The 24,163-nt window shown below is 59.1% G+C and carries 22 protein-coding genes and 1 pseudogene; 11 read left to right on the top strand and 12 right to left on the bottom strand.

Translation table 11 applies throughout. The annotated features are described in order from the left end of the window. The first annotated feature begins 84 nt into the window (after window positions 1-84). Window positions 85-1,815: an arginine--tRNA ligase gene (argS, locus tag ACJ8KE_RS04220; RefSeq protein WP_016927425.1), complete on the top strand. Its 1,731-nt coding sequence runs from the start codon at window positions 85-87 to the stop codon at window positions 1,813-1,815. 62 nt (window positions 1,816-1,877) lie between these two features. On the opposite strand, the gene murJ is transcribed toward argS, so the two are convergent. From murJ to rimJ, 4 genes and pseudogenes are all read right to left on the bottom strand, one after another. Beyond that, on the bottom strand, window positions 1,878-3,413 hold the full coding sequence (gene murJ / locus ACJ8KE_RS04215; RefSeq protein ID WP_033640094.1) for a murein biosynthesis integral membrane protein MurJ: 1,536 nt from the start codon (window positions 3,411-3,413) through the stop codon (window positions 1,878-1,880). 106 nt (window positions 3,414-3,519) lie between these two features. Further along, window positions 3,520-4,440: a Gfo/Idh/MocA family protein gene (locus ACJ8KE_RS04210; protein ID WP_097101884.1), complete on the bottom strand. Its 921-nt coding sequence runs from the start codon at window positions 4,438-4,440 to the stop codon at window positions 3,520-3,522. Beyond that, window positions 4,433-5,078 (bottom strand): annotated as a pseudogene (locus ACJ8KE_RS04205) (YceH family protein). Before ACJ8KE_RS04205 ends, ACJ8KE_RS04210 begins: the two are co-directional and overlap by 8 nt. 9 nt (window positions 5,079-5,087) lie before the next feature. After that, on the bottom strand, window positions 5,088-5,672 hold the full coding sequence (gene rimJ, locus ACJ8KE_RS04200) for a ribosomal protein S5-alanine N-acetyltransferase (RefSeq protein ID WP_028127485.1): 585 nt from the start codon (window positions 5,670-5,672) through the stop codon (window positions 5,088-5,090). 346 nt (window positions 5,673-6,018) lie between these two features. On the opposite strand from rimJ, the gene mdtH reads away from it, so the two are divergent. The 5 genes from mdtH (at window position 6,019) to ACJ8KE_RS04175 (ending at window position 10,710) form a co-directional block, all read left to right on the top strand. Further along, the gene (gene mdtH, locus ACJ8KE_RS04195) at window positions 6,019-7,224 is read left to right on the top strand and encodes a multidrug efflux MFS transporter MdtH (RefSeq protein ID WP_016927420.1); all 1,206 of its coding nucleotides are present in this window, start codon (window positions 6,019-6,021) and stop codon (window positions 7,222-7,224) included. A 73-nt stretch (window positions 7,225-7,297) separates the two neighbouring features. Beyond that, entirely contained in the window at window positions 7,298-7,546 is a 249-nt protein-coding gene (locus ACJ8KE_RS04190) for a hypothetical protein (protein WP_016927419.1), read from the top strand. Between the two features lie 127 nt (window positions 7,547-7,673). Further along, entirely contained in the window at window positions 7,674-8,321 is a 648-nt protein-coding gene (gene grxB / locus ACJ8KE_RS04185) for a glutaredoxin 2 (protein ID WP_097101882.1), read from the top strand. 32 nt (window positions 8,322-8,353) lie between these two features. Beyond that, complete coding sequence (locus tag ACJ8KE_RS04180; RefSeq protein ID WP_048794911.1) at window positions 8,354-9,994, top strand: ABC1 kinase family protein; 1,641 nt, start codon at window positions 8,354-8,356, stop codon at window positions 9,992-9,994. Window positions 9,995-10,146: 152 nt separating this feature from the next. Beyond that, complete coding sequence (locus ACJ8KE_RS04175) at window positions 10,147-10,710, top strand: lipoprotein (protein ID WP_016927416.1); 564 nt, start codon at window positions 10,147-10,149, stop codon at window positions 10,708-10,710. A gap of 57 nt (window positions 10,711-10,767) precedes the next feature. Here the strand turns inward: ACJ8KE_RS04175 and yebF are convergent, their stop codons facing one another. The 5 genes from yebF to cspE form a co-directional block, all read right to left on the bottom strand. Beyond that, window positions 10,768-11,127 (bottom strand): protein YebF, encoded by a 360-nt coding sequence (yebF, locus tag ACJ8KE_RS04170; protein WP_016927415.1) that lies wholly within the window; start codon window positions 11,125-11,127, stop codon window positions 10,768-10,770. A 70-nt stretch (window positions 11,128-11,197) separates the two neighbouring features. Further along, the gene (gene yqfB / locus ACJ8KE_RS04165; protein WP_004927562.1) at window positions 11,198-11,506 is read right to left on the bottom strand and encodes a N(4)-acetylcytidine aminohydrolase; all 309 of its coding nucleotides are present in this window, start codon (window positions 11,504-11,506) and stop codon (window positions 11,198-11,200) included. A gap of 39 nt (window positions 11,507-11,545) precedes the next feature. Beyond that, window positions 11,546-11,869, bottom strand: a complete 324-nt coding sequence (locus ACJ8KE_RS04160; RefSeq protein WP_016927414.1) for a YebG family protein — start codon at window positions 11,867-11,869, stop codon at window positions 11,546-11,548. An 88-nt stretch (window positions 11,870-11,957) separates the two neighbouring features. Continuing rightward, window positions 11,958-13,340 (bottom strand): ATP-dependent RNA helicase DbpA, encoded by a 1,383-nt coding sequence (dbpA, locus tag ACJ8KE_RS04155; protein ID WP_028127486.1) that lies wholly within the window; start codon window positions 13,338-13,340, stop codon window positions 11,958-11,960. A 147-nt stretch (window positions 13,341-13,487) separates the two neighbouring features. Then, window positions 13,488-13,697 carry a transcription antiterminator/RNA stability regulator CspE gene (cspE, locus tag ACJ8KE_RS04150; RefSeq protein WP_004927572.1) on the bottom strand — a complete coding sequence of 70 codons (210 nt, stop codon included), beginning with the start codon at window positions 13,695-13,697 and terminating at the stop codon, window positions 13,488-13,490. Between the two features lie 246 nt (window positions 13,698-13,943). Between cspE and purT the strand changes: the two genes are divergently transcribed. Beyond that, a complete protein-coding gene (purT, locus tag ACJ8KE_RS04145; protein WP_049299172.1) occupies window positions 13,944-15,122 on the top strand; it encodes a formate-dependent phosphoribosylglycinamide formyltransferase in 1,179 nt (392 codons plus the stop codon). Between the two features lie 34 nt (window positions 15,123-15,156). Here the strand turns inward: purT and ACJ8KE_RS04140 are convergent, their stop codons facing one another. Then, window positions 15,157-15,396, bottom strand: a complete 240-nt coding sequence (locus ACJ8KE_RS04140; RefSeq protein WP_015378151.1) for a YoaH family protein — start codon at window positions 15,394-15,396, stop codon at window positions 15,157-15,159. A gap of 70 nt (window positions 15,397-15,466) precedes the next feature. Continuing rightward, window positions 15,467-16,468 (bottom strand): glycosyltransferase, encoded by a 1,002-nt coding sequence (locus ACJ8KE_RS04135; protein ID WP_317006335.1) that lies wholly within the window; start codon window positions 16,466-16,468, stop codon window positions 15,467-15,469. 522 nt (window positions 16,469-16,990) lie between these two features. On the opposite strand from ACJ8KE_RS04135, the gene pabB reads away from it, so the two are divergent. From pabB to ACJ8KE_RS04115, 4 genes are all read left to right on the top strand, one after another. Continuing rightward, window positions 16,991-18,364, top strand: coding sequence for an aminodeoxychorismate synthase component 1 (gene pabB, locus ACJ8KE_RS04130; protein ID WP_049299170.1), 1,374 nt, complete (start codon window positions 16,991-16,993; stop codon window positions 18,362-18,364). Further along, entirely contained in the window at window positions 18,361-18,930 is a 570-nt protein-coding gene (locus tag ACJ8KE_RS04125) for a CoA pyrophosphatase (protein WP_274984946.1), read from the top strand. The genes pabB and ACJ8KE_RS04125 overlap by 4 nt, the downstream gene beginning before the upstream one ends. A 446-nt stretch (window positions 18,931-19,376) precedes the next feature. Continuing rightward, window positions 19,377-20,741: an L-serine ammonia-lyase gene (gene sdaA / locus ACJ8KE_RS04120; protein ID WP_004927589.1), complete on the top strand. Its 1,365-nt coding sequence runs from the start codon at window positions 19,377-19,379 to the stop codon at window positions 20,739-20,741. 268 nt (window positions 20,742-21,009) lie between these two features. Then, the gene (locus tag ACJ8KE_RS04115) at window positions 21,010-22,596 is read left to right on the top strand and encodes an EAL domain-containing protein (RefSeq protein ID WP_048796580.1); all 1,587 of its coding nucleotides are present in this window, start codon (window positions 21,010-21,012) and stop codon (window positions 22,594-22,596) included. Between the two features lie 16 nt (window positions 22,597-22,612). Here the strand turns inward: ACJ8KE_RS04115 and ACJ8KE_RS04110 are convergent, their stop codons facing one another. Then, window positions 22,613-24,157, bottom strand: a complete 1,545-nt coding sequence (locus tag ACJ8KE_RS04110) for a TerC family protein (RefSeq protein WP_016927405.1) — start codon at window positions 24,155-24,157, stop codon at window positions 22,613-22,615. Between the last annotated feature and the right edge of the window lie 6 nt (window positions 24,158-24,163).

The raw sequence follows: 24,163 nt of genomic DNA, 5'->3' as shown, positions 1-24,163 counted from the left end.
TTGTGGCGGTCGCCCATCGCGCCCGCCACCGTTGAATCCCGCAGGGGCTGGCTTCAGCCCCTCGTTCGTCATTAAGGTAACCCGGTGAATATTCAGGTTCTTCTTTCAGATAAAGTCAGCCAGGCGCTGATCGCCGCTGGCGCGCCAGCCGATTGCGAAGCGCAGGTCCGCCCTTCCGCCAAGGCGCAGTTTGGCGATTACCAGGCCAACGGCGTGATGTCAGTCGCCAAAAAGCTGGGCATGCCGCCCCGTCAGCTGGCGGAAAAAGTGGTGCAACTGCTGGATCTCGGCGACGTCGCCGGTAAAGTGGAAATCGCCGGTCCCGGCTTTATCAACATTTTCCTGAACAGCGATTGGGTCGCCCGCCAGGCCGATCAGGTGCTGAACGCACCGAAGCTGGGCATTGCGCCGGTTGAACCGCAAACCATCGTTATCGACTATTCCGCGCCGAACGTGGCGAAAGAGATGCACGTCGGCCACCTGCGCTCCACCATCATCGGCGACGCCGCGGCGCGTACCCAGGAGTTTTTGGGCCATAAAGTGATTCGCGCCAACCATGTCGGCGACTGGGGCACTCAGTTCGGCATGTTGATTGCCTACCTGGAAAAAATGCAGAACGAAAACGCCAGCGATATGGGCCTGTCCGATTTGGAACAGTTCTATCGCGAAGCCAAGAAACACTACGACGAAGACGCCGAGTTCGCCGAGCGCGCGCGCGCTTACGTCGTGAAGCTGCAGGGCGGCGATCAGTACTGCCTGAAAATGTGGCGCAAGCTGGTCGACATCACCATGGCGCAAAACCAGCTGACCTATAACCGCCTGAACGTCACGCTGACCGAAGACGACGTGATGGGCGAAAGCCTGTATAACGCGATGCTGCCGGGCATCGTCGCCGATCTGAAAGCCAAAGGGCTGGCGGTGGAAAGCGAAGGCGCCACCGTGGTGTTCCTCGACGAATACCAGAACAAGGACGGCGACCCGATGGGCGTCATCATCCAGAAAAAGGATGGCGGCTACCTCTACACCACCACCGATATCGCCTGCGCCAAGTATCGCTACGAAACTCTGGGCGCCAACCGCGTTCTGTATTACATCGACTCCCGCCAGCATCAGCACCTGATGCAGGCCTGGACCATCGTGCGCAAGGCCGGTTACGTGCCGGAGTCCGTCTCGCTGGAGCACCACATGTTCGGCATGATGCTGGGCAAAGACGGCAAGCCGTTCAAAACCCGCTCGGGCGGCACGGTGAAGCTCTCCGATCTGCTGGATGAAGCCATCGAACGCGCCGAACAGCTGATCGCCGGCAAAAACCCGGACATGCCGCAAGATGAAATGAAGACCGTGGCCCGCGTGGTCGGCATCGGCGCGGTGAAATACGCCGATCTGTCGAAAAGCCGCACCACCGACTATGTCTTCGACTGGGACAACATGCTGGCCTTCGAGGGCAATACCGCGCCTTATATGCAATACGCCTATACCCGTGTGGCATCGGTATTCAAGCGCGCCGGGATCGACGAAAGCAGCCTGACACTGCCGCTGACGCTGACCGAAGAGCGTGAAATTGCGCTGGCTACCCGCTTGCTGCAGTTCGAAGAGGTGCTCACCACCGTTGCACGTGAAGGCACGCCTCACGTCATGTGCAGCTACCTGTATGATCTGGCCGGCTTGTTCTCCAGCTTCTACGAGCACTGCCAGATCCTGAACGCCGACAGCGAAGAAACCCGTCAGAGCCGCCTGAAGCTGGCGCTGCTGACCTCTAAAACGCTGAAAACCGGGCTGGATACGCTGGGCATCGAAACCGTCGAACGCATGTAAGCCGCACCGCGCGGAAAGTAAAAAGGTCGCCAAGGCGACCTTTTTTTGTTCTTGCATTCGGCTCAGGCGACGCGGCGTGCAAAATCACGCGGGCGGAAGCCCAACCCGGCCAACACGCCAAAGTAGGCCACCACACCGGCCACCACCACCGCAGCCAAACGCAGCAAACGTTCCAGCATATTGCCCTGATCCCAAGCCGGCATCAGCCACATCACGCCAATCAGCACCGCCGACATCGCCAGCACGGCGATCACCAGCTTAGTGAGGAACAGCGCCCAACCCGGCTGTGGCTGGAAAATCTTCTGCTTGCGCAGCTGCCAATACAGCAGCGAGGCGTTCAGGCAAGCCGCCAAGCCGATCGACAGCGCCAGGCCGGCATGCTTCAGCGGACCAATAAACGCCAGGTTCATCACCTGCGTCATGATCAGCGTGATGATAGCGATCTTGACCGGCGTTTTGATGTCCTGCCGCGAATAGAAGCCCGGCGCCAGCACTTTAACCACGATCAGCCCCATCAGCCCCACCGAATAAGCCACCAGCGCGCGCTGCGTCATCGCCGCGTCAAAGGCGCTGAACTTGCCGTACTGGAACAGCGAGACGGTCAACGGTTTGGCCAATATGCCCAGCGCGATGGCGCTCGGCAGCGCCAGCAGGAAACACAGGCGCAGCCCCCAATCCATCAGGCGCGAATACTCGTCGTGGTTGCCGCTTGAGAAACTTTTGGCCAGCGACGGCAGCAGGATGGTGCCTAATGCCACACCCAACACGCCGGAAGGAAATTCCATCAGGCGGTCGGCATAGTACATCCAGGACACCGAGCCGGATACCAGGAACGATGCGAAGATAGTGTTGATGATCAGCGAGATTTGGCTGACCGACACCCCAAGGATCGCCGGCCCCATCTGACGCATTACCCGCCAGACTCCGGCATCGCCCAATTTGAGGCGCGGCAGCACCAGCATGCCGATCTTGCGCAGGTGCGGCAGCTGGTAGCCCAGTTGCAGCACGCCGCCCACTACCACCGCCCAGGCCAGCGCCAGCACCGGCGGGTGGAAATACGGCGCGGCGAACAGCGCGAAGCCAATCATGCTGACGTTAAGCAGCGTTGGCGCAAAGGCCGGGATCGAGAAGCGGTTCCAGGTATTGAGGATCGCCCCCACCAGCGACGCCAGCGAGATCAACAGAATATAGGGGAACGTGATGCGCAGCAGCGCCGACGTCAGGGCAAACTTGTCGGGCGTATCGGTAAAGCCCGGCGCGGTGAGATAGATAACCCAGGGCGCGGCCAACATCCCCAGTACCGTCACCACCGCCAGTACCAGCGTCAGCAGCCCGGAGACATAGGCGATAAAGGTGCGCGTCGCTTCTTCACCCTGCTGGCTCTTGTATTCGGCCAAGATCGGCACGAAGGCCTGCGAAAACGCGCCTTCGGCAAAGATACGGCGTAACAGATTCGGGAGTTTGAACGCCACGAAGAAGGCGTCCGTTGCCATGCCGGCCCCGAACACCCGCGCGACGATCGCATCGCGGGCAAAGCCCAACACCCGCGAAAACATCGTCATCGAGCTGACGGCAGCCAAGGATTTGAGTAGGTTCATGTGGTTGTCTGATAGGTACCGTAAATATCAACGCCTGCAACAGCAGGCGTCAGTGAAACAATCGGCTCAGTTTACGCATCCGGAAAAGAATAGCTACCGCCATATGTTACATAGAGTTATCCCGTAGCAAACGCTCGACCACCCGCTGGGCAAGCAGCGCCTGTTCGCCGCCGGTTTCCGGCGCGCTCTGATTGGCGACGGCATCAAGGAAATGCCGCACCGCACCGTCGAAGCCGCGTTGCACCAGCGTACTTTGCCAGCCCGGCACCGGTTGTTCCAACTCGCCCTGCGCATCTTCACGCAGCCAGTGGCGCATATCGGTCAACTGATACAGCGCGCCGTCGGTCACCGCCTGCACGCTTTCGCGCTGGCTGCCGCCGCGGCGATGCATACTGGTCGTCACCTGCGTGTCGCCGCAGGCGAAGTGGTGCTCGGCGTACAGCATTTCGCCTGCGGCGTTGGCGCGCACGCTGCCGCTCAGCAGTTGCTCGCCTCCGCCCGCCAGCCACAGCGCCGTGTCCACCACGTGCAGGTAATCATCCAATAGGGTAAAACGCAGATCGTGCGGGCCGACGCTGTCCGCCCGATGTTTATCCATGCGAATGGAGGCCGGCTGATTCATTTGCTGCTTGAGCTGCCGGTAAAGCGGTGCGAAACGGCGGTTGAACCCCACCATCAGCGTTTTGCCCCGCCGCTCGGCCAACTCAAGCAACTGCTCGCCCTGCTCCAGCGTCTCCGCCAGCGGTTTATCGACGTAAACGTGCACGCCGCGGTTCAGCAGCTCGCCAATGACCGAAAAATGGCTGGCGGTGCTGCTGTGAACAAAGACCGCGTCGCACTGTTCGGCCAGGCTGTCCAACCGAGAGAAACAGGCCATGCGGTAGCTGTCGCACAGCGGCTTCGCTTTTTGCTGATTGGGCGAAAAACCGCCCACCAGAGTCCAATCCGCCGCCTGACCGAGGATTGGCAGGTAAGCCTTCTGCGCGATACTGCCCAATCCCACCACGCCTACACGCAATTTAGTCATTCGCATCCCTCACCAACAGGTGTTGCAACTGCCGTTTCAGTTCCGCCACTTCGCTTTCCAATGCGCTAACCCTGGCGCTCAGTTCGCCGTCGTCCTCGGATTCGAACGCCGCGGGCGGCGCTTCATCAATCTGGCCGCTACAGATGCATGAATCGGCTTTCGCGCTTGCCCGGCTCACGCGCCAGGCGCACCACGAACGGGCCATCTTCTCGCGTGGCCAGCTGTTGCAACACCTGTTCGACCTCGCTGACATCGCTGAACTCGTGCATCCGATTGGTACGGGTGCGCAGCTCTCCGGGCGTTTGCGCGCCGCGCAGCAGTAAGGTGGCGATCACCGCCAGTTCGGCGGGCGAAAGTTTCAGTTGGCCGAACTCGGAGTTGCAAAACCGCTGTTCGTACTTCACTACCCGGTTGCCGAACCCGCTGAGGGTGCGCAGGAAATGTTTGCGCAGCAACAGATCGAGGAGCTGCTGCACTTCGCTTTCGCTCAGATCCATCACCGGTTCACGGTTGGTTTTTTGGTTACATGCCAGCGTAATGGCATTCAGCGAAAGCGGGTATTGATCCGGGGTCGTGACCTGTTTTTCCAACAGGCAGCCGATAACCCGAGCCTCTCTGGCGTTCAATTCATATTTCATCGTTTGGCCTCAACGTGGGGGGAGCCACTCTTTATTGGTGTATGCCGTCAAAACGTGGTCTTGCCACTGGCCGTCGATCAGCAGGTAATCCTTGGCGTAACCTTCGCGTTCGAATCCCAGACGCGTCAGCAATGCGCCGCTGCGCTGGTTGTGCGGCATATAGTTGGCCATGATGCGGTGCATGCGCTGTTGGCGCAGCATATAGCGGATGGCGGACTGCAAGGCTTCGAACATCAGCCCCTGTCCCTGCCATTTCTCCCCCAGCGAATAACCGAGGAAACAGGCGTGAAACGAACCGCGCAGCACGTTGCTGAAGTTCGCCACGCCGCGAACTTCCTGCTCTTGCGGATCGAGCAGGATAAAATAGTAGGCGCTGCCCTGCTTTTGCATTTCAGCGATCATGCCCAGACGCGCCTGCCAGCCGGAAGGATAACAGTGGCTTTCGTCGCGCACCGGCTCCCAGGGTTTGAGAAAGGCTCGGTTCTCGGCATAATAATCCGCCAGACGATAGGCGTCCCGTTCATGCACTAAACGGACCACCATCCGGTCGGTAGTAAGACGTACTTTTGGCGATGCAGAGCGGTAGCCGAACATCATTTCCCCCGCAGTCAAAACGGTTCGATAAGAAGTATTTATTGGGAAGTCGCATGGTTAATTATCCGGCGCCGATCTAATGCCATGACTTTATTTAGCCAATAGCGCCTCAGAACCGCACTTCCCTGCATTCAATATAACCGTAGCCCGCCCTCGAGGTAAAATCCCGGTCGCTCAGTAAATCACCGAATACGCGTTTTACGGTGTTTTTCCGCCTATTTTGCAGCGCAGGTAACACCTTGACGATAAAAAAATATTATCTACTCCGCCCCTGTCGCCGTCCGGCAATTGGGTAGAGAATGGTGGGGTTGCCTTCCCCCTCTCTCTTAATTGCTCATGGTGATGCATGTCTCTGGTGTCGCAAGCGCGCAGCTTGGGTAAATATTTTCTGTTGCTCGACAACCTGCTGGTGGTTTTAGGCTTCTTTGTCGTGTTCCCGCTTATTTCGATCCGCTTTGTCGATCAATTAGGATGGGCGGCGCTGATCGTCGGCATCGCGCTGGGTTTGCGCCAACTGCTGCAACAAGGGCTCGGCATCTTTGGCGGCGCCATCGCCGATCGCTTCGGCGCCAAGCCGATGATCGTCACCGGCATGCTGCTGCGCGCCGCCGGTTTCGCTACCATGGCGATGGCGGATGAGCCTTGGATCCTGTGGTTCTCCTGCGCGCTGTCCGCCCTGGGCGGCACGTTATTCGATCCGCCGCGCACCGCTTTGGTAATCAAGTTGACCCGCCCGCATGAACGCGGCCGTTTTTTCTCGCTGCTGATGATGCAGGACAGCGCGGGTGCGGTGGTCGGCGCGCTGCTCGGCAGTTGGCTGCTGCAGTACGATTTCCACTTTGTCTGCTGGGTGGGGGCGGCGATCTTCGTGCTCGCCGCTGGCTGGAACGCTTGGCTACTGCCGGCTTACCGCATCTCTACCGTGCGTATACCGATGAAGGAAGGCATGCTGCGGGTCGTGCGCGATCGCCGCTTCCTCACCTATGTCCTGACGCTGACCGGTTATTACATGTTGGCGGTACAGGTGATGCTGATGATGCCGATCGTGGTTAACGAAATCGCCGGCTCACCGGCGGCGGTGAAATGGATGTATGCGATTGAAGCGGCGCTGTCGTTGTCGCTGCTCTATCCGCTGGCGCGTTGGGGAGAAAAACACTTCCGGCTTGAGCAGCGCCTGATGGCGGGCCTGTTGCTGATGACGCTCAGCCTGTTGCCGATCGGTCTCGCCACCAGCTTGCAGGGCGTGTTCACGCTGATCTGCTGCTTCTATCTGGGATCGATCATCGCCGAACCGGCGCGCGAGACGCTGAGCGCTTCACTGGCCGATCCACGTGCGCGTGGCAGCTATATGGGCTTCAGCCGCCTTGGTCTGGCGCTGGGTGGCGCGTTAGGTTACACCGGCGGCGGCTGGATGTACGATACCGGACGGACGATGAACATGCCGGAGTTACCCTGGTTGCTGCTTGGAGCCGTGGGCTTCGCTACGTTGCTGGCGCTGTACTGGCAGTTCAGCCCGCGGCGCAGTGCATCGATGATGCTGCGTGGCGGTTAACGCCATAGAAATCCGGCCGAATCGGCAACAGCTGCTATCCTGTTAGTAAAAACACCCACAGGAGCCCGTCGGCATGAACGAAGAAGCAAAATTACCGCAACTACTCGAACATATGATACTGAACTTGCGCATGATTTATGCGCGTTCCACCCTGGTGGAAAAAGCCCTGGCCCATATCCTCGCCAGCGACGCCGGCCTGAAAAACGATATTATCAAACAGCTGCAGGTCGTCACCGCCACCAACGAACGTGACAAAATCGACTTGGAAGAAGCTCGCATTCACCTGATCGATGTGCTCAACTCGGTACCGGCCAAGAAATAACGCCCCCTAGCCCGCGCCGGTGCGCGGGCAATATCGCAATAACGCACCATCCAAAACACGCACGTCAAGACAGCCTCGATAAGCTGTGGTAACTATTGCTGTTAAAACCTGACAACCCGGAGCAAGCATGAAACTGTTCATTTACGATCATTGCCCATTCTGCGTTAAAGCCCGCATGATTTTCGGCCTGAAACGTCTGCCGATTCGCCTGGTCACGTTGCTCAACGACGATGAGACGACCCCGCTCAACCTGATCGGCCAAAAAATGGTGCCTATCCTGGTCAAAGACAACGGCGAAGCGATGCCGGAAAGCCTGGATATCGTACGCTATGTCGATAACCTGGACGGCAAGCCGGTGCTGACCGGCTGCACCAACCCCGCCATTGCCGAGTGGCTGCAGCGGGTCGGCGAGTACAGCGCAAAATTGCTGTTGCCGCGTATTGCGCATGCCGATTTCGAAGAGTTCGCCACCGACAGCGCCCGCCGTTATTTTATCGATAAAAAGCAGGCGTCAATCGGTGATTTCGCCGAGCATCTCGCCAACAGCGCCGATCTGATCGCCCAGCTGGAGGCCGATCTGCAAACCCTGTCACCGCTGATCGTCTCCGCCGAAGCGGTAAACGGCGAGCTGTCCGAGGACGATATCCACCTGTTCCCGCTGCTGCGCTCGTTGTCGATCGTCGCCGGGGTTGCGCTGCCGGACAACGTGGAAACCTACCGCAACCGCATGGCGCAACGCAGCGAAGTGCCGTTGCTGCTGGACATGGAACAATAACGTTTGAATAACCCAAAGGATATGGCGTACTGATGCTGAAAATGGTGCTCGCCACCGCTCGCGATCGGGCGCGGCTGAAGGAAATTACCTCCGTTCTGATTCGTTACGGCCTGCAAGACGTTCTGCGTCTGCTGGGCCTGGGGGCTTTGCTGCGCGGCGCCCGCGCTGAACCCGCCCAATTGGACGCCCAAACCCTGCCCGAGCGGCTGCGCGAAGCGCTCGAGGCGCTAGGCCCAACCTTCGTCAAATTCGGCCAGATCCTGGCCACGCGTTCTGACCTGTTGGATCCGGCCTGGACCGACGAACTGGATCGCCTGCACAGCCAGGCGGCGGTGCTGCCATGGGAAACGCTGGCGCCGCAGATCGTTGCCGATCTCGGCGATGATCCCGAGCAACTGTTTGCCGAATTCGATCGCACACCGCTGGCGGCGGCGTCGATGGCGCAAATCTACCGCGCGCGCCTGCACAGCGGCGAACAAGTGGTGGTGAAAGTGCTGCGGCCCGGCCTGGCGAAAACCATTCACGCCGATTTGCGGCTGCTGGCCTCGCTGGCGGAAACCGTAGAGCAGCAGAGTCAGGCGCTGGCGCGCTATCGACCACGGCAGATGGTCAGAGCGCTAGCGACGGCGCTCAATCATGAACTGGATTTGACCCATGAAGGGCATAACTGCGATCGCGTCGCCGGCATGTTCGCGCGTGAACCCGACGTGGTCGTGCCAAAAATCTATTGGCAATGGTCTTCCCCGCGTCTGTTAGTGCAGGAGTACTTGCCCGGCACCGCGCCGGAGAACCCCCGGCAGTTGGCGGAAGCGGGCTTTGACGGCCCGCTGCTGGCGCAGCGCGGCGCCCGCGCCTTTATGAGCATGGTGCTGGAGCACCGGCTGTATCACGCCGATCCGCACCCCGGCAACGTGATGGCGCTGAGCGGCGACCGCGTCGGCTTCATCGACTTCGGCATGGTGGGCCAGCTGTCCGAACGGCGGCGCAACCAGCTGCTCCTGCTGCTGCAGGCCATTGCCGATCGTCAGTCCGAAGGCATCGTCAACACGCTGATCGCCTGGTCGGACAGCGAGCCGCTGGATCTGATGGATCTGGAGCTGGCGGCGCAAAACTTTCTCGACAAACAGGCCGCCACCACCCTGACGTTGGGCAAGGCTCTGACCGACCTGCTGGTGATGGCGCGTGAACACCAGTTGGCGCTGCCGCCCGATCTGGTGCTGCTGTTCAAGGCGTTAATCACCGCCGACGGCGTGCTGCACCGATTGGATCCGGCCTTCGACATCGTCGCCACCCTCAAACCGATGCTGCAACAAACGGTGCTGCAACGCTATGCCCCTGACGCCGTGCGCCAGCGGTTGTTGGCCCTGGGCGGGGAAGCGCTCGACGCCGGGGAAGAACTGCCGCAAACCCTGCGGCTGTTGGTGCGCCGCCTAAAACGCGGGCAGCTCAATGCCGATATCAACGTCAGTAATCTCGGCCAGTTGAGCAAGGCGTTGGAACGCGCCGCCGTCACCCTGGCTATCGCCATTGTCACCGCCGCTTTTGCCCTGGGCCTGGCGCCTTATCTGATGCACTCCTCACTGCAGCTGTGGGGCATTCCGCTGTTCCCGCTGTTGGGGGGAGCGGCCTGCCTGGCCGGCGTGATCCTCTTGGCGCTGCGATTGCGGCGCTGACGCTTTCGGCGTTATCCGATAGGTGTCGCCCGCTTTTGCGCGCACTATCCTCTGCACATCGCCGCCTGCCGTTTTCACGCGCAGGCGGAACGTTTATAATGATTAATCAATTATCTGCAGCACTTTTCGCCAGCAGTCGCAATGAGGCATTAATGAAGAAGATCCTGATGGGCGCAGCCGCCCTGCTGTTCGCCGGCGTATTGGCCGGTTGCAATCAACTGACCCAGTACACCCTGAGCGAGCAGGAAGTGAATGATTACCTGCAGAAACATAATGACTACCAGAAGCAGATCGGCGTGCCCGGCCTGCTGGACGCCAACATCGTGCTGACTCAGTTGCAAAGCCAAATCGGCCGCAGCGAACCGGGTAAAGTCACCCTTTCCGGCGACGCCAAGGTCAACATCACGTCGATTCTCGGCCCGCAGACCGCGGATCTGAAGCTGACGCTGAAGGCGCAGCCGGTCTACGACCGGGCGCAGGGCGCCATTTTCCTGAAGGACATGGAGCTGACCGATTACAGCGTGCAGCCGGAAAAAATGCAGACGGTAATGAAAGCGCTGACGCCGTATCTGAACCAGTCGCTGAAATCCTACTTCGACCAAAAGCCGGCTTATGTGCTGAATCCTGACAACAGCAAAACCGAAGCGCTGGCGAAAAAACTGGCGAAAGGGTTGGAAGTGAAACCGGGTGAATTGGTGATCCCATTCAGCGACTGACGCCGTCCGAGGACATCAAGCCCGCCGCTCGGCGGGCTTTTTATTGCCGGGAAAGCGTTACTGCGGGGCGCTGTAGGCGATTTCACCGGTGTTGCAGTTGAGCGTCACGTTGTAGGTTTTATCTGCCTTGGTGCCACGCACCGTCAACGGCACCTGCCATATCTGATCCTTGCCGCTGATGGCATCCGGGCTAACCCAGGCGATCGGCGTTGCGGTGCCCAGCAGCTTTTTGTCCGACTCCCAGCGCGTAATGCGGTTCTGCAAGAAGTCGCGCTTAACCTGGGCGGCGATATCCGCCGGTTGCAGACCCGCACACTGGCCTACCTTGGCGGCGCGCTGTTCGTGATCCTGCGCCCACACCGCCGTCGATGCTCCCATCATGGCCAACAAGGCGATAGCCAAACCCGTTTTTTTCATATGTCCTCCCGTTGTGATTAGCGCTATCCGGGCGCCCATCCCTGGCTCACAACAGGGCGTCGGCAAAGGGTTACCGTTTGACGAACTCAATGACAAACAGCGCATCCAGGCCCGGATAGATTTCCTTGATCACCTGCTTCAGTTCGCCGAGCGACATGTTCTCCTGCTGCGCGTGGCGTTCGGTCAGCGCATCCAGGCGCACCGGCGTTACCGACAGCACTTCGATAAAGCAGAAAAATACGCCGTCCTCATTGCGACTGACGCGCAATACCTCGCCCGGTTCGAAGTGCGACTCACTGGCATCCCGAATGGTGATGGTTTTGCGCCCGGCCAGAATGTCTTGCTCAAAGCGGCTGAAGAAAGTTATTTCACGGCTCATTTTAGATCCTTTTTCATCACAACACCGCAACATAAGTCATTATGCCGCCTGCTTTTCTGACGCAGATCCCTCTTTTGGGTTAGAGGCCGCTTTTTTCGCTTTGCTTTCCGCCGGTTTCTTGAGGGTTTCCGCCGGCGATGCGCCGCGCAGAATCAGACCCAGCGCATCTTTATTTTCCGCCAGGAAGAAGCTCAGCCCTTCGCGCTGTTCGTCATCCAGGTTCAGCGGCGCCTGCAGCAGCCACTCCCCAAGGTTGTCCGCCAGATCCAGCATTTTGTCGTAGGCGTCGGCTTCCTTCTTGCTCGCGAAAGTCATTTTTTCCTCACCGTTTCTCACCACCACATATTTAACTTCAACCGCCATGCGTGCGTCCTCAAATACTCAAATCACTGTAATTATGTACAGCATAAATAGATCGTGGCGGGAAGGCAAACCGCCGCCCGCCTTCGGCTTATTTCAGCAGCCGCACCTTGCAGCTTTTGCCTTTGATTTTGCCCTGCTGCAACTGTTGCAGCGCCTTGCGCGCGCTGGCTTTGCGGATCGCGACGTAGGCATGCACCGGGAACATGTCTATCTTGCCCACTTCCGCCGCCGTCAGCCCGGCGTCGCCGGTCAGCGCGCCAAGGATATCGCCGGGACGAATCTTCGCCTTGCGGCCGCCGTCGATGCACAGCGTCACCATTTCCGCCTCCAGCGAGCCGTTGGCCGCCCCGCTCAGCTCGGACACCGGCGACCAGTCGACGCTCATCTGCAGATAGTCTTCAATCGCGTGCGCACGCGCCATTTCCTGCGGCGTGCACAGGCTGATCGCCAGCCCGCTCATGCCGGCGCGGCCGGTGCGGCCGATACGGTGCACATGCACTTCGGGATCGAACGCCAGTTCGTAGTTGACCACCAGCTCCAGCTCTTTAATATCCAGCCCGCGTGCGGCGACGTCGGTCGCCACCAATACCCGGCAACTGCGGTTGGCGAAACGCACCAACACCTGGTCGCGGTCGCGCTGTTCCAGATCGCCATGCAGCGCCAGCGCGCTGATGCCGCGGGCCTCCAGGGCCTCAAGCACCGTCTGACAGTCGCGTTTGGTATTGCAGAACACCACGCAAGACGCAGGTTGATGATAGCGAATGGCCGACACCAGCAGCGCTGGGCGCTGATCGCGCGTAGTCTCATAAAAGCGTTGTTCAATGGAGGTCTGCGCTTCGCCATCGTCCACCTCGACGCTTAGCGGCTGGCGTTGAACGCGCGCGCTGATGCGCTCGATGCCTGCCGGGTACGTGGCGGAAAACAGCAACGTCTGACGTTGCGGCGGCGTATAGCTGATCACATCGTCGATGTCGTCGGCGAACCCCATGTCCAGCATGCGATCGGCCTCATCCAGCACCAGCACCTTCAGCTCGTCCAGCTGCAGCGTTTTCTTGCGCAGGTGTTCCTGGATACGGCCCGGCGTCCCCACCACGATGTGCGGCGCATGCACCAGCGAATCGAGCTGCGGCCCCATCGGTTGGCCGCCGCACAGCGTCAGAATTTTGATGTTTTGCGTGAAACGCGCCAAGCGACGCAGCTCTTTGCTCACCTGATCGGCCAACTCGCGGGTGGGACAGAGCACCAGCGCCTGTGTGGCAACCTGAGTAACGACGATGTTATTCAGCAAGCCAATGCCAAATGCCGCCGTTTTGCCGCTGCCGGTTTTCGCCTTGGCGCGCACGTCTCGCCCTTGCAGGATAGCGGGCAACGCGGCGGCCTGCACCGGCGTCATTTCGGCGTACCCCAGTTCGTTGAGGTTGGCCAACTGTTCGGCTGGCAGCGGCAGGGAAGAAAAAGAAACTGTGCTCACGGCGATAACTCTTATATGACGAATGGAATGGCGGCGCGCCCGCAGGTTGGCGCCGAATCAGCGGTAAATGATAACAGAGATGGGCGGCGTTACGGGCTGCGGGCATAAAAAAACCCGCCGGCGGCGGGTTTCTTGGCAACGCAGTCGTTAAATCGCAACGACGTTGGCTGCGGCAGGGCCACGTTGGCTGTCCTGGATGGAGAATTCAACCTGCTGGCCTTCAGCCAGGGTCTTGAAACCATCGCTAACGATAGCGGAAAAATGAACGAAAACGTCTTTAGAACCGTCGGCAGGCGTAATGAAGCCGAAGCCTTTGCTTTCGTTGAACCATTTAACGTGACCAGTGATCTTGCTCATTTGTGTTTCCTTTACTTGATAAACCTGCCTTGACGGCACGAGACGCGAAAACCTTGCTATATATAGGCCTTCTTTCGCCGTCGCTTATTAACGCACAATCGCCCAGGCAGGGCAAATATTTCTGCTTGTTATAAAAACAGTAAGTTAGCAACAAACCTGGCGTGGCGGCTGTGAACGCAATCGTTTTCGTATATACTGCCCGCCGATCATCAATCCGCTTACTTTCACCGATCCAGGTACGAAACTATGTTAACGATTGGAACCGCCCTGCGTCCTTCCGCCACCCGCGTCATGTTGCTCGGCTCCGGGGAGCTGGGTAAAGAAGTCGCCATTGAATGCCAGCGCCTCGGTCTGGAAGTGATCGCCGTCGATCGCTATGCCGACGCCCCCGCCATGCATGTGGCGCACCGCAGTCACGTCATCAATATGCTGGACGGTGACGCGCTGAAAGCCGTTATCGAACAAGAGCGGCCGGACTATATCGTTCCCGAAATCGAAGCGATCGCCACCGCCATGCTGGTCGAACTTGAACGTCAGGGCCACCGCGTGGTGCCCTGCGCCGAAGCCACGCGCCTGACCATGAACCGCGAAGGCATCCGCCGTCTGGCGGCGGAAGAACTTGGCCTGCCCACCTCCAGCTACCGCTTTGCCGACAGCGAAGCGACTTTCCGGCAAGCGGTCGAGCACATCGGCTACCCGTGCATCGTCAAACCGGTGATGAGTTCTTCCGGCAAAGGACAAAGCCTGATCCGCACGCCTGAGCAGCTGCAAAGCGCCTGGGATTACGCGCAACAGGGCGGACGCGCCGGCGGCGGCCGGGTGATCGTCGAAGGGTTGGTAAGATTTGATTTTGAAATTACGTTGCTGACCATCAGCGCCGTGGACGGCGTACATTTCTGCGAGCCGATCGGCCATCGTCAGGAAGACGGAGATTATCGCGAATCCTGGCAACCGCAGCGCATGTCAGCTACGGCGTTGAGCCGTGCTCAGGCTATCGCGGAGAAGGTGGTGAAAGCCCTGGGCGGGTTCGGACTGTTCGGCGTGGAGCTGTTCGTCTGCGGCGACGACGTGATCTTCAGCGAAGTGTCTCCGCGGCCGCACGATACCGGCATGGTTACGTTGATCTCACAGGATCTGTCCGAGTTCGCCCTGCACGTTCGCGCGTTTCTCGGGTTGCCGATTGGCGCCATCCGCCAGTTCGGCCCTTCCGCTTCAGCGGTGATCCTGCCGCAGCTCACCAGCAGCGATGTGCGTTTCAGCAGCCTGGAAAATGCGCTGCGCGGGCACAACCAGCTGCGTCTGTTCGGCAAACCGGAGATCGCCGGGCAGCGTCGCCTGGGCGTGGCGCTGGCGACGGCGAGCACGACGGAACTGGCGGTGGAGCAAGCGAAACAAGCCGCCGCCGCCGTGGCGGTCAACGGCTGATACTCACGGGGCCGCATGCGCGGCCCCGATAACGTCAATAGTCTTCGTCTTCTTCAGCATCGTCATCCCGCGACGCCTCCGGTGCGGCCTCATGCTGCTCGTCTTCATCATCGAACAGTACCGCAACCTGAGCGCCCTGATGCTTCTCGCGAATTTCCTGCGCAACGCGAGCAATGGCCTCACCGCTGCTCATGCCCTGCTCCATCAGTTGATGGATGCGATCCGCCGCTTCCTGCTGCTCCGCGTGATTCAGTAATGGCATACCTGCATGCATGTGTCGTTCTCTCCGGCAAAAGGGAGAAGGAGTATACGCGCTAACGCGGCGGATCCCAACGTCTGGTGCCTCAGGCCGGTTGCGAACAGCCGTTATCGTTGCGCCACTGCTTCAGGCGATGCCGCCACAGCATGACATGCCACCCCTGCTTCAGGCCGCGCGCATTGGCGAACATCGCACTGTCGATGCCGCGCTGATAGAACTCTTCGGTGATCTGACTCTGAGCGGCCGGTTCCGGCTCACGACGAATGCTGTGGCAAATGCCCAGCGCTTCGCGGGTGATTTGCCAATGGAAAGCCGGACGAATGGCGACAGTGCCCGCATAGCGCTGGTTGAGCCGCTCCAGCATTTCGACGATTTTCATATAGTGGCGTTGATACTCCACGTTCGCCTTACCGATGCGGCGACGGTTACTGATCGACTTGTCGTGCACCCGTTGACGGTACAGCGGCGTACTTAAATATTTGACCCGTTTGGCATTAAACATGACTTCCGTCGTCCAGGGAATATCCTGGTGATGTAATCCCGGCTCGAAATAAAGCCGATGCTGGCGAATAAAGTCGAGGCGATATATTGCCAGCCATACAACGTGAATAAACTTTCTCGATTTCAGCGCACGTTCAAACCACTGCACGCCGGTGATAACGTCGGTGGTGCGCAAACGCGCCTCAGGAAAAATCAGCTGCAATTCATCTTGGCTGGTAAAATAGCGTTCGCCATTACATTGCATCACGTCTAATTGATGTTGTTCCGCCTGTTCCAGCAGCGTGGAATACATCTCCGGCGCCAGCAAGTCGTCGGCATCGGGAAACGCCACATATTTGCCTTGGGCAACGGCAAGCCCGGCATTACGCGCGTTAGAAACACCGGCATTGGCCTGATCGATCACACGAATATGCGGATGTACCGCCGCGTAACGGTGTGCGATCTCTCCCGAACCGTCAGTGGAACCATCATTGACGATGATCACCTCCAACCGTTGCTCACGCTGGGCCAGCAGCGAGGCCAGGAAAGGCTCCAATAACTCCCCCGCATTGTGCATCGGGACGATCACGCTCAGCATTAACGACATAGTCAGCTCTTCAATGATAATGTAACAAAATAATAATTTTATTTTTCTAAAAGACTCATTCGGTCAGCGTACGCTTGGGATAGGCGTGAAACCTGCAAATTCCCGCGGTGACTAATGGGACCGAACCGGCCTTTCTTTCTCAAACCAGCGCCAGAAAAGCGCTGAGTAATTAAGCCATTAATTCCAAAGGGCGGCGACGTTGGCTAAAATCGGGCATAACAACATCCCTCCCGCTTCTAATAACAAGCAGAAATAATAAATTTATGAAATTAACAAATCTTTTTTTATATTTCTCGGGTATTGCGCCCTCGATAAATAGGCTTCCAGTGCATTTGATGTTAAATTTTTAACATATCGAAGTATAATCAATGGCGCAAAAAATGCCTTATTTCAGGTTTATTGAACTGCCGTTTATGTGAACTGTGCTGCATGTCGCGCATGGCAAAACATGCATGACGTGACCGTCTATGGCACACTAGCCGCCAGATATCGCCGTCCTCACAGCCAGGTTTATTGACGTTCATGAGCGTAACCGCCCCAAACATAAAATCTTTGCCCTACAGCCGCCGTGCCCTGATGACGCTTTTCGCCCCGCTTTCATCGCAACCTTGGGCGATGCTGCTGCATTCGGGCTTCGCCGACCATTCGCATAACCGTTTCGATATCCTGGTCGCACAGCCGCGCGTTACACTCACCACCCACGGTGCCGGCACGACAATTGAAAGTGACAGTGTCACCATTCAGTCGCAGGAAGATCCGTTCTCCCTGCTGCAGCAGCAACTGGCGGCGCAAGGCTGGCAGCCGGCGTTTAATCCGGACCTGCCGTTTCAGGGCGGAGCTCTGGGGCTGTTCGGCTACGATCTCGGGCGCCGGGTGGAAACCCTGCCGCAGTTGGCCGAAGCCGACCTCGCCTTGCCGGATATGGCAGTGGGCATTTATGACTGGGCAGTGATCGCCGACCACCAATTGCAAACCCTGACGCTGCTCAGCTATGGCGATGTCGAGCAGCGCTGGCGCTGGCTCAATAGCCAAACTGCGCCTACAGAACGCCCTTTCACGCTGCTGAGCGACTGGCGCGCCAATATGAGCCGGCGGCAATACGGCGAGAAGTTCCAACGTATTCAGCACTACCTGCGCAGCGGCGACTGTTACCAAATCAATCTGGCACAACGGTTCTCCGCCGACTATCTGGGGGATGAATGGCAGGCGTTCTGCCGCCTGAGCGCCTGCAACCGCGCGCCATTCTCGGCCTTCCTGCGCTTGCCGCACAACAGCGTACTGAGCGTCTCTCCCGAGCGCTTCCTGTGGCTGGAGCAGCAACGCATCCAAACCCGCCCGATCAAGGGCACGCTGCCGCGGTTGGCGGACGCGGAACAGGACGCCGCGCAGGCTCGCCGTTTGGCCGATTCCCCCAAGGATCGCGCTGAAAATCTGATGATCGTCGATCTGCTGCGCAACGATATCGGCCGCGTCGCCCAACCAGGCAGCGTACGGGTGCCGGAACTGTTCGCCGTGGAGCCATTCCCCGCTGTGCATCACCTGGTGAGCACCATCACCGCGACCCTGCCAAACCATACCTCGGCGGCCGAACTGCTGCGCGCCTGCTTCCCCGGGGGTTCGATCACCGGCGCGCCCAAGGTGCGAGCGATGGAAATCATCGAAGAGCTGGAGCCGCAGCGCCGCAACGCCTATTGCGGCAGCATCGGTTACCTGAGCGCCTGCGGCACCATGGACACCAATATCACCATTCGCACGCTCGTCACCGAAAACGGTCGCATCCACTGCTCCGCCGGCGGCGGCATCGTGGCGGACAGCCAGGAGCAGGCGGAATACCAGGAGACCTTCGACAAGGTTGGCCGCATTTTGCCGCAGCTAGGGGAGTATGCCCTGTCGTGATCCCATCGAACTCACTGCGCGCCTTTATCAGCCGCTTTCAACTGCAGCTGCCGCAGGCGACGCAGATTTCGCACAATGTGCGCCCGGCGGCGGTGCTGATCCCGATCGTCTGCCGCGCCGAGCCGACGCTGCTGTTGACCCGCCGTGCCGACTCGCTGCGCAAACATGCCGGTCAAGTGGCCTTCCCCGGCGGAAAAACCGACGCCGAAGACGGATCGGCGATCGTCACGGCGCTGCGAGAAGCGCAGGAAGAAGTGGCGATACCGCCGCAAGCGGTGACTGTCCTCGGCCAAATGGCGCCGCTCGACAGCAGCACCGGATTTCAGGTTACCCCTATCGTCGGCCTCATCCCGCCGGACGTGCAGTTCCACGCCAATGAAGGCGAAGTGGCGGACGTGTTCGAGATGCCCCTGCGGGAAGCGCTGACCCTGTCGCGTTACTATCCGCTGGATATTCATCGCGCCGGCCATACCCACCGCATCTACCTCTCCTGGTATCACAGCCAGTTTATCTGGGGGCTGACCGCCGCCATCATTCGGCGCCTGGCGCAACAGGTCAGTATTTAGCCCGCATTACGTGATCTGACTCGCAATCTGGCACGGTTGCCGGCCTCCGCGGCGGGTAAAGCGATCGATATCACTTCATTTGATCGCTTTTTCAACTACCGTTCCGTTTGAATGGTTTTAAAAAAACTGTAAACCCTCTCTTAAACCTTACGAAATACCTGTAAAATACCACCGTCCGAGATAAACCACTGTAGAAACAGGGATTAAGCCGGCGGCGTTCAGCACGGAAAGCTGGCGCGATTACCGTTAATGGAGCTTGGGCGAAAGCGGATACCCCGCACAAGGGTTCGCCCCGGGTAATCAGTAAAAAAAGCGACACCAAGGATTATTTAATTTCATGCGAAAAAGGCAGCTGAACCCGCACGGCCCTTTTACAATATCGCTGTTCCCTGCGCGGTTTTTGACCGCCGCAGCCATAACAATACGTCTCTTTAAGGAGTTTTAGCGTGATTAGCGTTTTCGACATGTTTAAGATCGGCATCGGCCCGTCCAGCTCTCATACGGTTGGACCGATGAAAGCCGGCAAACAGTTTGTCGACGATCTGGTAAATAAAGGCCTGATGCCTTCTATCACGCGTGTTGCCGTAGACGTTTACGGCTCACTCTCATTGACCGGCAAAGGTCACCATACCGATATCGCCATCATTCTCGGCCTGGCCGGCAACATGCCGGACACCGTCGATATCGATAGCATTCCGGGTTTTATTCGCGATGTAGAACAACGTCAACGCCTGATGCTGGCCAACGGCCTGCATGAAGTCGATTTCCCTCGCGACGGCGGCATGGTCTTCCGCAGCGACAACCTGCCGCTGCACGAAAACGGCATGCAGATCCACGCCTTCGCCGGCGATAAAGAAGTGTACAGCAAGACCTATTACTCTATCGGCGGCGGTTTCATCGTCGACGAGGAGAATTTCGGCAAGGCCGCCGAGCAAGAACTGCAAATGCCATATCCGTTCAACTCCGCGCGCGAAATGCTCGACCACTGCCGCGAGACCGGCCTGTCGCTGTCCGGCATGGTGATGCAGAACGAACTGGCGCTGCACAGCAAGCAAGAGATCGAGACCTACTTCGGCAACGTGTGGCAAACCATGCGCGCCTGTATCGATCGCGGTCTGAACACCGAAGGCGTACTGCCGGGGCCGCTGCGCGTACCGCGCCGTGCCTCCGCGCTGCGCCGCATGCTGGTGGCGTCGGACAAACTGTCCAGCGATCCGATGAACGTGATCGACTGGGTCAATATGTTCGCGCTGGCGGTTAACGAAGAAAACGCCGCCGGCGGCCGCGTGGTCACTGCGCCGACCAACGGCGCCTGCGGCATCGTGCCTGCGGTGCTGGCTTACTACGATCACTTCATCGAGTCCGTCAGCCCGGATATCTACATCCGCTACTTTATGGCGGCGGGCGCCATCGGCGCGTTGTACAAGATGAACGCCTCCATTTCCGGCGCCGAAGTCGGTTGCCAGGGTGAAGTCGGCGTTGCCTGCTCCATGGCGGCGGCCGGTCTGGCCGAACTGCTGGGCGGCAGCCCTGAGCAGGTCTGTGTGGCGGCGGAGATCGGCATGGAACACAACCTGGGTCTGACCTGTGACCCGGTCGCCGGCCAGGTGCAGGTGCCGTGCATCGAGCGCAACGCCATCGCCTCGGTCAAGGCGATCAACGCCGCCCGCATGGCCCTGCGCCGCACCAGCGAGCCGCGCGTTTCGCTGGATAAGGTGATCGAGACCATGTACGAAACCGGCAAAGACATGAACGCCAAGTACCGCGAAACGTCACGCGGCGGCCTGGCAATCAAGGTGCAATGCGACTGACAGACAACCCCGCCATCCGGCGGGGTTTTTTATGGGTAATCAATTCATTGGCCGCTTTTTGTGACAATGTCACCAGAAAAAATCCTGCATTTCTCTCATCGATCCGGCGGTTAGCCTGCAAATTGACCTTCTGTTTTGCCAAATCGAAATAATTTACTGAGTTACCATCAATCTTGTATAACCTCAGGCTAGAATTAGCCGAGCGCAACTTAAGGATCTATGACCTGACCGTGACTCGGGGCTGGATTACCGAACAAGGATTTACCGGATGTTGATGACCCACCTCGCCGCGTCCCGATATCGTTATTACCGTTGGCTGCTGGCCGGAGCGGTGGGCGCGGCTATTCTGTTGGTATCGCTGTATACCCGTTATTATCAAGAGGTCAAAAGTATCGAGCTGAGCCAACAGACATTGGCCACCCGCACCGTCGGCAAGCTCAACCAGTTGCTGACACCGGCTCAGCTGCAGGCGGAGCGCAGCATGGACATGCTGGACCAGCCCTGCGAGAACGTTTCGTCGACCCTGCGCTTTCGCGCCGCGCAGAATCAGGCGCTACGCGCCATGTTGCTGGTAAAAAACGGCATTATTTACTGCTCCAGCCTGTTTGGTTCCCGTCATTATCAGCTGGCCGCGGTCATGCCTACCTTCGTCAACAGCAACGCCAGGCTGGCGCTGCGCCCCTCGCTGGCGGTGAGCAAAGGCCTGCCCACGCTGGTGATGTGGACGCCATCCCCACGCGATAAAACCAGTGGCGTGCTGCACGTGTTTAATATCGAGCTGTTGTCCAACTTTTTACTCGAGCCGCAGGAGCCTTACGTTCAGCGCGTGGTGCTGAACGTGGCTGACAGCAGCCTGGAATACGGCCGACGCGAAATCCTGAGCCGCGACACCCTGACCAACGATCTGCGCTACACCGCCGGCTCTGCGCTATACCCGTTCTCGATTTCGCTGTTCGGCCCGCAGATCGGCATGCTGGCGCTTTCCGCACTGCCGCGCCATATCCCGCTGGCGCTGCTGATCAGCCTGTTGGCCGCCTATGTGGTCTATCTGCTCACCGCTAACCGTATGAGCCTGTCTTATCACATCGGCCATGCCATCACCCATCGCGAGTTCCGCGTCTATTGCCAGCCCATCATTCATAGCGACACCGGGCGCTGCGCCGGCGTCGAAATGCTGCTGCGCTGGAAAAAGAAGCGTCAAGGGTGGATCTCCCCCGACGTGTTTATTCCGCTGGCCGAGCAGCATGAGCTGATCATTCCGCTGACCCGTTATCTGATGAACACCGTGACGGAAAATCTGCAGCTGTTCCCGCCGCGACCGTCGTTCTACATCAGCATCAACGTCGCCGCCGAACACTTTAAAACGCTCAACATCATCGACGATATCCGCCGGATTTGGCTGCCGGCGCATCCGATGCCGTCACTGATGCTGGAGCTGACCGAGCGCACCGCGCTGTCGGCGATCCAGCATGACCAGATCCGGACGCTGAAAGACATGGGGATCATGCTGGCCATCGACGATTTCGGCACCGGCCACAGCTCGCTGAGCTACCTGAAGAACCTTAGCCCGGACGTGTTAAAGATCGACCGCGGGTTTACCGCGGCCATCGGCACCGACGCGGTCAACGCCACGGTGACCGATACCATCATTACGCTGGCGCAGCGGCTGAAACTGAAGCTGGTGGCTGAGGGGGTAGAAACGGCGGAACAGGCCGACTATCTGCGCTCACGCGAGGTCAATGCCCTGCAGGGGTATTATTTCGCCAAGCCGATGCCGATCCACGTTTTCCCGCTGTGGTTGCAGCAGTACGAATCGCGCGTGAGGAAAACGGAAGAGCATCCGCCGGAGGCCTGAGCCTCCGACGGGTGGGTTACGAATGCGCCGGTTCGTCGAAGACGGCGCGGGTGACACGCACCAACTCGATGCGATAGTCGGAGACCTCGACAATATCGAAACGCAGGTGGTTCAGTTCAATGGTGTCCCCCACCACTGGCATCTGGCCGTAGTGGGCTAACAGCAGCCCCGCCAGAGTGGCGTAGTCTGCGGTTGGGCTGACCAGGTCGTCACAGGCCAGCGCCTGTTCCAGCGAGTGCAGGTCGGTCCCGCCCTTGACCAGCCAGCCGTCGCCTTCCGCCACGATGTCCGGCGTTTCATCTTCGTCCGGAAACTCGCCGGCGATCGCTTCCAGCACGTCCAGCGGCGTCACCAGCCCCTGCACCACGCCGAACTCGTTGGTGACCACCACCAGGCGCCCTTTGGCGCGGCGCAGCACCGCCAGCAGCTTGATGACATCCATGGTTTCCGGCACCACGATCGGCGGCGTGCGCGCGGCAAACTCGGCGATATCTTCCCCTTGCTCCAGCGCCACCAGCAGATCCTTGGCGCGTACCACGCCGACGATCTCATCCACCGAGTCGCGACACACCGGGAACAGGCTGTGCGGCGTATCCAGCAACTGTGCGCGCACCTCCTCACGGGAGCGCTCGCAGTCGACCCAGGAGATATCCGTGCGCGGCGTCATCACGCTGCGCAATGAGCGCGAGGCCAGCGTCAGCACGCCGCTGATCATATAACGCTCTTCCGCCGCAAAGGTTTCATCCCGCGGCAAGGCGACCTCATCGTCCGCCTGCTGCGCGCGCTGCTGCCCCATCAGGCGCATGATCGCTTCCGCGGTGCGCTCGCGCATCGGGCGACGCGCCTGATGCTTGATGAAGTTGCGACGCGCGATCTGATTGAACAATTCAATCAGGATCGAGAAGCCGATCGCGGCGTACAGATAGCCTTTAGGAATATGCAAGCCGAAGCCTTCGGCGATCAGGCTCAGACCGATCATCAACAGGAAGCTCAGGCACAGCACCACAATGGTCGGGTGCGCGTTGACGAAGTTGGTCAACGGTTTGGACGCCAGCAGCATCACCGCCATCGCGATCACCACCGCCGCCATCATCACCGGCAGATCGTTCACCATGCCTACGGCGGTAATCACCGCATCGAGCGAAAACACCGCGTCCAGGATCACGATTTGCACCACCACCGCCCAGAACTTGGCGTAACCGCGGTTGGCGCCATCCTGGTGCGTCTGCCCTTCCAGCCGTTCATGCAGCTCCATGGTGGCCTTGAACAGCAGGAATACCCCGCCGAACAGCAGGATAAGATCGCGGCCGGAGAAGCTGAAATCGCCGACGCTGAACAGCGGCGTGGTCAGGGTTACCATCCAGGAGATCACCGACAGCAGGCCCAAACGCATCAGCAACGCCAGCGACAGACCGATGACGCGCGCCTTATCGCGCTGCTTAGGCGGCAGTTTGTCGGCCAAAATGGCGATGAATACCAGGTTGTCGATGCCCAACACGATTTCCAGCACCACCAGCGTAAGCAACCCCGCCCAAATAGAGGGGTCCATTAAAAATTCCATATCAGA

Source organism: Serratia sp. CY56464, from assembly GCF_052168435.1.
Classification (GTDB): Bacteria; Pseudomonadota; Gammaproteobacteria; order Enterobacterales; family Enterobacteriaceae; genus Serratia; species Serratia marcescens.
The sequence above is the reverse complement of the archived record's forward strand: the minus strand, read 5'-3'. Positions and strand labels throughout refer to the sequence as shown.

Bases quoted from the DNA above. Each gene is read 5' to 3' on its own strand.
- murJ (WP_033640094.1), bottom strand. From the start codon at position 3,413: ATGAACCTACTCAAATCCTTGGCTGCCGTCAGCTCGATGACGATGTTT.
- ACJ8KE_RS04210 (WP_097101884.1), bottom strand. From the start codon at position 4,440: ATGACTAAATTGCGTGTAGGCGTGGTGGGATTGGGCAGTATCGCGCAG.
- rimJ (WP_028127485.1), bottom strand. From the start codon at position 5,672: ATGTTCGGCTACCGCTCTGCATCGCCAAAAGTACGTCTTACTACCGAC.
- mdtH (WP_016927420.1), top strand. From the start codon at position 6,019: ATGTCTCTGGTGTCGCAAGCGCGCAGCTTGGGTAAATATTTTCTGTTG.
- ACJ8KE_RS04190 (WP_016927419.1), top strand. From the start codon at position 7,298: ATGAACGAAGAAGCAAAATTACCGCAACTACTCGAACATATGATACTG.
- grxB (WP_097101882.1), top strand. From the start codon at position 7,674: ATGAAACTGTTCATTTACGATCATTGCCCATTCTGCGTTAAAGCCCGC.
- ACJ8KE_RS04180 (WP_048794911.1), top strand. From the start codon at position 8,354: ATGCTGAAAATGGTGCTCGCCACCGCTCGCGATCGGGCGCGGCTGAAG.
- ACJ8KE_RS04175 (WP_016927416.1), top strand. From the start codon at position 10,147: ATGAAGAAGATCCTGATGGGCGCAGCCGCCCTGCTGTTCGCCGGCGTA.
- yebF (WP_016927415.1), bottom strand. From the start codon at position 11,127: ATGAAAAAAACGGGTTTGGCTATCGCCTTGTTGGCCATGATGGGAGCA.
- yqfB (WP_004927562.1), bottom strand. From the start codon at position 11,506: ATGAGCCGTGAAATAACTTTCTTCAGCCGCTTTGAGCAAGACATTCTG.
- ACJ8KE_RS04160 (WP_016927414.1), bottom strand. From the start codon at position 11,869: ATGGCGGTTGAAGTTAAATATGTGGTGGTGAGAAACGGTGAGGAAAAA.
- cspE (WP_004927572.1), bottom strand. From the start codon at position 13,697: ATGAGCAAGATCACTGGTCACGTTAAATGGTTCAACGAAAGCAAAGGC.
- purT (WP_049299172.1), top strand. From the start codon at position 13,944: ATGTTAACGATTGGAACCGCCCTGCGTCCTTCCGCCACCCGCGTCATG.
- ACJ8KE_RS04140 (WP_015378151.1), bottom strand. From the start codon at position 15,396: ATGCATGCAGGTATGCCATTACTGAATCACGCGGAGCAGCAGGAAGCG.
- ACJ8KE_RS04135 (WP_317006335.1), bottom strand. From the start codon at position 16,468: ATGTCGTTAATGCTGAGCGTGATCGTCCCGATGCACAATGCGGGGGAG.
- pabB (WP_049299170.1), top strand. From the start codon at position 16,991: ATGAGCGTAACCGCCCCAAACATAAAATCTTTGCCCTACAGCCGCCGT.
- ACJ8KE_RS04115 (WP_048796580.1), top strand. From the start codon at position 21,010: ATGTTGATGACCCACCTCGCCGCGTCCCGATATCGTTATTACCGTTGG.
- ACJ8KE_RS04110 (WP_016927405.1), bottom strand. From the start codon at position 24,157: ATGGAATTTTTAATGGACCCCTCTATTTGGGCGGGGTTGCTTACGCTG.